Annotated in this window: 9 protein-coding genes and 2 pseudogenes; 2 read left to right on the top strand and 9 right to left on the bottom strand. The window is 37.6% G+C overall.

Features of this window, described 5'->3' with window-relative positions; translation table 11 throughout:
* Positions 1–135 precede the first annotated feature (135 nt).
* The 4 genes from D7Y06_RS22870 to D7Y06_RS22885 all read right to left on the bottom strand — a co-directional run bounded on the left by D7Y06_RS22870 (position 136) and on the right by D7Y06_RS22885 (position 2,199).
* Positions 136–552, bottom strand: a complete 417-nt coding sequence (locus D7Y06_RS22870; RefSeq protein WP_120409863.1) for a YjdF family protein — start codon at positions 550–552, stop codon at positions 136–138.
* Positions 553–556: 4 nt separating this feature from the next.
* Positions 557–1,081 (bottom strand): PadR family transcriptional regulator, encoded by a 525-nt coding sequence (locus D7Y06_RS22875; RefSeq protein WP_016301199.1) that lies wholly within the window; start codon positions 1,079–1,081, stop codon positions 557–559.
* 96 nt (positions 1,082–1,177) lie between these two features.
* Complete coding sequence (locus D7Y06_RS22880; protein ID WP_016296633.1) at positions 1,178–1,804, bottom strand: CatB-related O-acetyltransferase; 627 nt, start codon at positions 1,802–1,804, stop codon at positions 1,178–1,180.
* A 131-nt stretch (positions 1,805–1,935) separates the two neighbouring features.
* Positions 1,936–2,199: a CD3324 family protein gene (locus tag D7Y06_RS22885; protein WP_120409864.1), complete on the bottom strand. Its 264-nt coding sequence runs from the start codon at positions 2,197–2,199 to the stop codon at positions 1,936–1,938.
* A 440-nt stretch (positions 2,200–2,639) separates the two neighbouring features.
* On the opposite strand from D7Y06_RS22885, the gene D7Y06_RS22890 reads away from it, so the two are divergent.
* Together D7Y06_RS22890 and D7Y06_RS28090 are read left to right on the top strand one after the other, a co-directional pair.
* Positions 2,640–2,864 carry a hypothetical protein gene (locus tag D7Y06_RS22890; protein WP_330566577.1) on the top strand — a complete coding sequence of 75 codons (225 nt, stop codon included), beginning with the start codon at positions 2,640–2,642 and terminating at the stop codon, positions 2,862–2,864.
* Positions 2,849–2,959 (top strand): hypothetical protein, encoded by a 111-nt coding sequence (locus tag D7Y06_RS28090; RefSeq protein WP_330566578.1) that lies wholly within the window; start codon positions 2,849–2,851, stop codon positions 2,957–2,959. Before D7Y06_RS22890 ends, D7Y06_RS28090 begins: the two co-directional genes overlap by 16 nt.
* Positions 2,960–2,989: 30 nt before the next feature.
* Here D7Y06_RS28090 and D7Y06_RS22895 read toward each other — a convergent pair.
* From D7Y06_RS22895 to D7Y06_RS22915, 5 genes and pseudogenes are all read right to left on the bottom strand, one after another.
* Positions 2,990–3,451: pseudogene (locus D7Y06_RS22895) on the bottom strand (CHAP domain-containing protein); the annotation flags it as partial.
* Positions 3,417–4,016, bottom strand: a pseudogene (locus tag D7Y06_RS22900) (ParA family protein); the annotation flags it as partial. The pseudogenes D7Y06_RS22900 and D7Y06_RS22895, both read right to left, overlap by 35 nt.
* A 125-nt stretch (positions 4,017–4,141) precedes the next feature.
* Positions 4,142–4,321 carry a hypothetical protein gene (locus tag D7Y06_RS22905; RefSeq protein ID WP_016296681.1) on the bottom strand — a complete coding sequence of 60 codons (180 nt, stop codon included), beginning with the start codon at positions 4,319–4,321 and terminating at the stop codon, positions 4,142–4,144.
* Positions 4,322–4,586: 265 nt separating this feature from the next.
* The gene (locus D7Y06_RS22910) at positions 4,587–6,335 is read right to left on the bottom strand and encodes a hypothetical protein (protein ID WP_016296683.1); all 1,749 of its coding nucleotides are present in this window, start codon (positions 6,333–6,335) and stop codon (positions 4,587–4,589) included.
* A 62-nt stretch (positions 6,336–6,397) separates the two neighbouring features.
* The gene (locus D7Y06_RS22915; RefSeq protein ID WP_147415753.1) at positions 6,398–7,186 is read right to left on the bottom strand and encodes a hypothetical protein; all 789 of its coding nucleotides are present in this window, start codon (positions 7,184–7,186) and stop codon (positions 6,398–6,400) included.
* Positions 7,187–7,276 lie beyond the last annotated feature (90 nt).

The following is a 7,276-nucleotide window of genomic DNA, read 5'->3' on the forward strand; positions in this document are numbered from 1 at the left end:
GGAGGATGAGGAATTAAAAAAATCAGCATGAACTTTCAACTTTTTGTGTCCAAAGTATTGACATAGGTCCACCTGTCACGGGTCTTATTAGAACAAATTGGGCAGCGCACCCATTCTCTTGCTATCATCAGAACATTACCTCCCTCTGTGCTTTGCTTTTTTCTTTTCCTGCCGCAGAGCGAATTGCTGCTCTTTCTCTGCTTCTTTCTGTTCTCTGGACTTCACTTTCCGTTCCAGTTTCCCCTGCTCATGTTGGAGCTTTAAGGCTTGTTGGGCTTTCGTTCCAATGCCCTTGTTTTCCAACTGGCTGTTGATTTCCCTCTGCATACGCTTGGGATTAATTTTTCGTTTTTCGATTTTTTCTGTTTTAACTGGCGGGCTGAATTTTAGCTTATGCCAGTTTTTGAGCAGAAAATCATACACTTCATAATCTTTCGGCTCTGCGCCGAACGTAATCTTACAAACCTCATATTTGTCACCGTCTATACGCTCAAACAATCCAATCCAAAAGGGATTTTCAAACAGAATTGTCAAGCTGCTTTTCATTGCCATACCATCAACTCCCTTTAAACTGGCTTTCAAATTTATCAAGCCATTCTAACAGGGATTGGTATAACAAACGCTGCTGTTCAAAAATCGCTTTCCCTCCTAACGGAATATCTGGATAGCTGGCGTCATATTCATCAATGGACTTTGCTGAAGCCGTAAAATTGTCCCGCAGCTTCTTTATCAAATCCAGTGCTTTTTCCCTGTCCATTTTGTTTAAGTTTGTAATGACAACATTGAAGTCAAACAGCAATGGGACTTTCTGGCTTGCGTAAGTTTCCATAAGCTGCCCAAAATACGCCCGTCCCTTATCCGTGATGGAATAAACCGCTTTATCAGCGAATTTATCCCCTTTCACAATACTGCTCTCTAAATAGCCCTGCTCATTCATTTGAAGCACTTTCCGATAAATGGACGGGACGCTAATCTTTGTCCATCTTGAAAGATGATGGTATTCCACATCTTTCTGGATGTCGTATGCACTCTGCGGTTTCTCCATAACAATTCCGAGAATTACCAAATCTATGGATGACATATTCTCACCTCCGTTTTTACTATCATCAATATTACTATTGATGATAGTAAAAGTCAAGAGATATTTCCTTTTTAGCTATCATCCATTCTATTACGCCTATTCCAGTTGTTCCAAGCAGCCTGCTTGTATCGCTCTAATATTCAAAGCAATCTTTTCTTCCGACCAGTCCCACCATCTCATTTTAAGCAACTGTTCTATTTTTTCATCTGAAAAACGTCTTTTTATTGGTTTTGCAGGGACGCCACCCACAATAGTATAAGGCGGCACATCTTTCGTGACAACCGCACGAGTTCCAATAACTGCTCCATCTCCAACCGTCACGCCTGCTAAAATAACCGCTTCATACCCAATCCATACATCATTCCCGATGTTTATATCCCCTTTATTATCCCATGCTTCTGTGACACTCTTTTTCTCAAGCCCCCATTCTTCAAAAAACAACGGAAACGGATAGGTGGATAAGGACGCCATCGTATGGTTTGCGCTGTTGAAAAGAAATTTTGCCCCGCAAGCAATAGAACAGAATTTTCCTATCTTGAGCTTATCGTGATTGATTGGATAATGGTACAGTACATTATTCCTCTCAAATTCCGCAGGGTCACTTACAAAATCGTTATACATCGTATAATCGCCAATCTCAATATTTGGATTAGTAACCACGTTTTTTAAATAGATAGTCTGTGTATCCCCTGTCCTCGGAAATATTTTTTGCAAATCTGCCATCTTGTTATCCTCCTGTCAACACATAATACACCGTAATTTTATCCTTTCGTTGTTACATCCTCAATACATAGAATGATGCAGAAATAATCAGTATAAAAGAGAGCCGCCATTGATACGGCAGCCCTCTCCAATTATTTCTGATATATTATTTTTCTTATAGCATATATCGAAAGATAATATTTATCCGCAAGTTTTTCAATAGAAACACCTCTGCGGTATTCTTCAATGATAGCTTTATTGCGTCTTGCAAGTTCTTTCCGATAACCAGACAATTCACCCCAAGATTTATGCTGTTCGTTCTTAACTGGAATATAAATATATCCTGCTTGGACATATTTTTGTAATTCCTCAATCAGCATGTCGGGGAGAATGTCATTTGCATTCACATATTTCATACGCAGGCTTCCTCCTTGATTCTCCTAAAGACCACATGAAATGTGTATTTTTAGGTTCTAACGTCAAGCAGCAAAGCCAGATATTTTATATCAGCGACTTATATTTCTCCATGCAAATGTCGCTTATTACACTGGCTTTGCATGGAGTAAACCTTTATTTTTTCTTTTTTTATTCCTACACATAATATCCTCCAAACGATAGCTTCACATCAAAGTATCAAATAAACTTTTTCTTCTCATATTCCCTTTCATCATTTTTCGATATGAAATAGGACTTTTTGTATTATAGCACTTTTTATATTTAAACTCAATAATCCAATGCTGCTTGTTCTCCAATATAGCATTTGTAGTTCCTATACATAGAGATTCTATCTCGTTTAATGAGAACTTCTATCTCTGTAAAATGGAACATAACAAATTTCAGAATAGGCGGTGGACATATGGAAATGGAAAAAAACAAGAAAAACAGATACGGATTTGACTTTACTCCGATAGGGCTTGACATCAAAACTTTTCGTGAAGCAGCATCTCCAAGCAATCGAACTGGAAGGGAAACATCCAAGCCTCGGTCTTTTGGCATATATCGCAACAATATTCGATATGCATCGACCCGTACATATTTCCAGAAAAAGCAGATACCAAAAGTGCCATGCGGAAACGCCTAGATGTGATTTTGGATAAACTGAACGACAGAGATTTATCCATTCTCGAAGCGACCGCAATCGCCTTATGTAAGGCAAAAGAGCAGCCAGAGAATTGACCTCTGGTTTTTCTTTCACCCATTCTATCATCAATAGGCAGGGCATCCGTAACCGTATATTGAGCCGCTCCCGACTGGATAGCTCTGCTGTTTGCAGGCGTCCCCAGAGTTGCCCTCCACGGTGTAGACCGTCCCATTCTCGCATTTCTCCACGATTCCCACATGGTCGATTGAGCCGTCGCTCCCCCAATCAAAGAAAATGAGGTCGCCTGCCTGCGGCTCATAGTTCTTATCCTGCCATTGCCCTTTGCCCTTGAACCAGTTCACGCCGTCCGAGCAGAGGGAGAATTTCGGTATAATGCCGTTTTCCAGATAGCCGCATTGCTCGCTGCACCACGAAACAAAACAAGCACACCATTCCACACGCCCCTCAAAGCCATACCAGCTCCAATAAGGCTGTCCGCCCTCGTTACCGAGCTGCGTCAAGGCAACCTCTACAATGGCTTGATTGCCGCCACTTGTAAACGCCCGCCCGTATGGATAGTATCGTAAGGATGCCGTCAATCCGCAGGTGCGGGTTGATTTGCCGTTTGACCTTAGACACGGAGCGAAGCAACAGCTCTAAGCCTTTGGCGGAAAGATAATGGGGCTGTGTCGGGATAACCACGCTGTCAGCAGCCGCAAGCGCATTGATTGTCAGCATACCCAAGCTCGGCATACAGTCCACGAGAACCGTGTCGTAATTCTTTTTCACCTCATTGATGCAGGTTTTCAGTACGCTTTCACGGCTTATGGCGTTAATCAGCCTTACTTCCAGCCCCGACAGCTCAATGTTGGACGGGAGCAGGTCAACGCCCTCGTCATGGTGCAGGATGCTTCTGGAAACATCGACGGGTTTATCATCAATGATGTCCTGCATGATGGTGGAGAGCGTGTCGGACAAGTCGTCTGGTCGGCTGTATCCGAGCGACATGGTTAGGTTTGCCTGTGCATCGGCATCAATGAGAAGTACCTTTTTGCCCTGCTGTGCCAGAGCCACGCCCAGATTGACCGCTGTGGTCGTCTTTCCAACGCCGCCTTTCTGGTTGGTTAAAGCGATTACTTTGCAATTTGACATAGGTGCGTCCTCCTTTCGCATAGATTTAGCCACTTTGTCAAGGTGGCTATGTAAGAGTACCAGAGAACGCAAAAAAGCCGCTTACTCTTAAAAATCAATAAGAATAAGCGGCTCTGTGATGTGCCTTAGACATATTCAATTTTCATTCTCTTGACTGGTGCGTTTACGACTTTGAATATCAGCTCGTCAACGCAGTCTGTATATCTGCCCTGCTGAATGAGCTGGTTTTTCAGCTCTACAAGGCTATGTAATAAAATGTTCCGTTCTTGGCTATCCACATACAAATGGACTTTCTTTTCTCTCATAAATTTCACCAACCTTACTTGTCCAACTATGCAACATCGGGAGTAGATACCAAAAGGTTAATTGTACGTTCATTACCTCGTTGAACCACTGTCGGATGTTCCGAAAACTCAACTTGATTATTTTCACCATACCGTACCACCTTATCCGAAGTCTTTAAAGAATATACTAAAAAGCCTGTAAAATCAGATGATTCATTACTTTGTGATAATGGAACATTACCGCTGCTTCTCTGGGTCGATATTTTGAAAATAGCACACTTCATCATTACTCAATCATCTCGTCCGCAACTTCTTTTTGTTTCTTATGATTTTCTGCAACCCAATTTAAAGCTAATTTCTGTAATTTTTGAAACAATTCAATGTGTTCATTGTATTTTTCAGAAGATAAACATCTACGTTTTTCTCTTAATCTAATCACATTATTAGCTTTATCCTCTATACCCGTTTCACGTTCCGTACCAACTATAACTTGCCCATCGTCTGACATAATTAATTTCAAAGACTTAAATATACTTTCTAAATTATCTGTATCCTGTCCCTGCTGATTTGGAGTATCAATTATATAAAAGTTAAAAGGACTGTCTGTTCTTTCAAGATTATATAAATATAATGCTGATTGATACATATAAACTATTCGAGGTGTTTCACTACCAGTGTGGTCAATTACTTGCACAAAATCTCGTAATTTTATGAATGTCTTTGGTACATTGATTTTATCTGCCAATATACGGCAATTTCCTTCAATCTTATCCTTAATTTCTTTTGACCTTTTTTTAGATTTCATTTCATTAATTTCATCATCTAACTTTGCAATTTTAAATGAAATTTTATCCACTTGTTTCTCAAGGATGTCCAACTGTTGCCCACACGCCTCATACATTTCATATTGACCTTTATTTTTGTAGTATGAAGAATATGATATAAACTCTTGTGATTTTTGTATTTTTAATTCAAGCGACTCCAATTGCCTACTAATCTGCTCATACTTTTGTGCCAAATCAGATAAAGTATTTTCAGTCACATCTAATGCTTCTGTTAGCTCCTTTTTTAATTTTTCACAATGAGCATAATCAGAACTTATATTCATTTGCTCCGTTAATCCATTAGAATAAACAGCGCCGCAGGTTGGACAAACTAATTCATTTTCTTGTTTCATTGCAAATTCTATATCTTTTTCTGTTTCAATAAGATTTTGTTCAACAATATGCAATTTATGTTGATTCATATACGTCTCATTTTCATAGATTGTCATTTCCGCTTTTATAGAAAAAATATCTTTTCGTAAAGCATCTGCTTGTTGTACTAGATTCTCAATTTCTCTAGTTGCTTCCTCAATAGACTTTGAATTATCCAATTGTGACAAAGAATTAGAAATCTGTTCAACAAAGTTCTGATTGTGATTTAATTCCTTTTTCTTTTCCTCTCTCTCCATTATATGTTGCGCTTTTTGGGTTTGAAGAGAATAATACTTATCATCAAGATAACCACAAACATATTTATTTGTATTCTTTTTCCAATCTTTAATATATCCCACTTTATCAAAAGCGTCAGCTATTTTGTTCCACCCTTCATCCTGGTCGATATATTGGAACCTAAAAAGTAAAGGGGGTGTTATATTAAACTCTTTCCCCTCTTTTGAAATACACGGCATTTTAACTCCAAAAATATCCATTAAGGAATTGCTATATTTATGAAATTCATCTGATTCAATTATACATAAATATTCGCCTTTCGACTGCTCAAAAATTTGAAATTTTTTACCTTGCCGTATTATGACATATTGATTTTTCCCATATTGAAAAAAGATTAAATATGAAGATATAAGCTCTTTCCAATCCTTTTCTATTCTTTTAAGTTCACACCCAAAAGTATAAAAAATGCTTTTGATGATTGAAGATTTTCCAGTCTTATTCCCACCTAAAATAATATTCAATCCTTTTGAAAAAGGAACTTCTAATGAACGTGACTCACTCTGACTGATTACAACCAGTTTTTTTATTATCAGCCTTTTCATTATTCTTTTCCTCCTCTCTTTTTCGCATATTTCTTATTAAAAGTCGATATTTTTGTTCTATCTCAAATTTCTTTGCTGAATCTTTGCTCATAATACAACACCTCTATTAATGTTCTATCTAATGATTGCGACGAAAGCCCTTGTTTTAACAACTCATGCATACATTCTTTCTCTAAAACACTTGCATCATAAAAATCCCCCATACATTCAATATATGTAGAAATAACCTTTCGTAATGTAATGACAATTTCTTGGTACTTAAAATCATTCACATTAAGCCACCTTGAATCATGTAATGTTTTTGCAGATTCAATACAATGCAATTCCTTATCCGTTAATCCTTGCGTTGATAAATACTCATAAAAATCTGTATAATTTCCCTTTTTGCTAATTGTTGAATTGATTTTATCATTTATTTTTGAAATTTCTATTCCTTTCTTATCCACTAAACTTTTGAAGCTAATAGGCGTTTTTATTTGTTCTGTACTCTTTTTTCTCACGTCATTTACCAGCTGTTGAAAAATAAGATGCGCCGTATCTGTTGGTATATTTTTATTTGCTAACTGGTCAAAAAACATACCTGCTGTTTGCGTCGTATATGTTGATAATTGTAATTTAGATTTATGTACAAAAGTATTTTGAATAAATATATCAAATACACTATCAAAATTAGATGGTAATGAATCTACATATTCGTCCTTAATTCTTCCTTTAATCCTTTGATAGAGTTCATTATTTTCGACCGCAACTATTTTTCCATCTTCAATATATGACTGCCAAAGACGAACATCTTTATCATAATCGTTATTTGAAATGAAGTAGCAATGTGAACATTCTACTCCAAAATTCAAAAAATTGTAATATATAAACCAATGTTAACAACCTAACTCAAGCAACTACAACATATTGTGTTTTTCTTTTAATTGGCACGGGGTTCCCTG

Source organism: Roseburia sp. 1XD42-69 (assembly GCF_003612565.1).
GTDB lineage: Bacteria > Bacillota > Clostridia > Lachnospirales > Lachnospiraceae > Roseburia_B.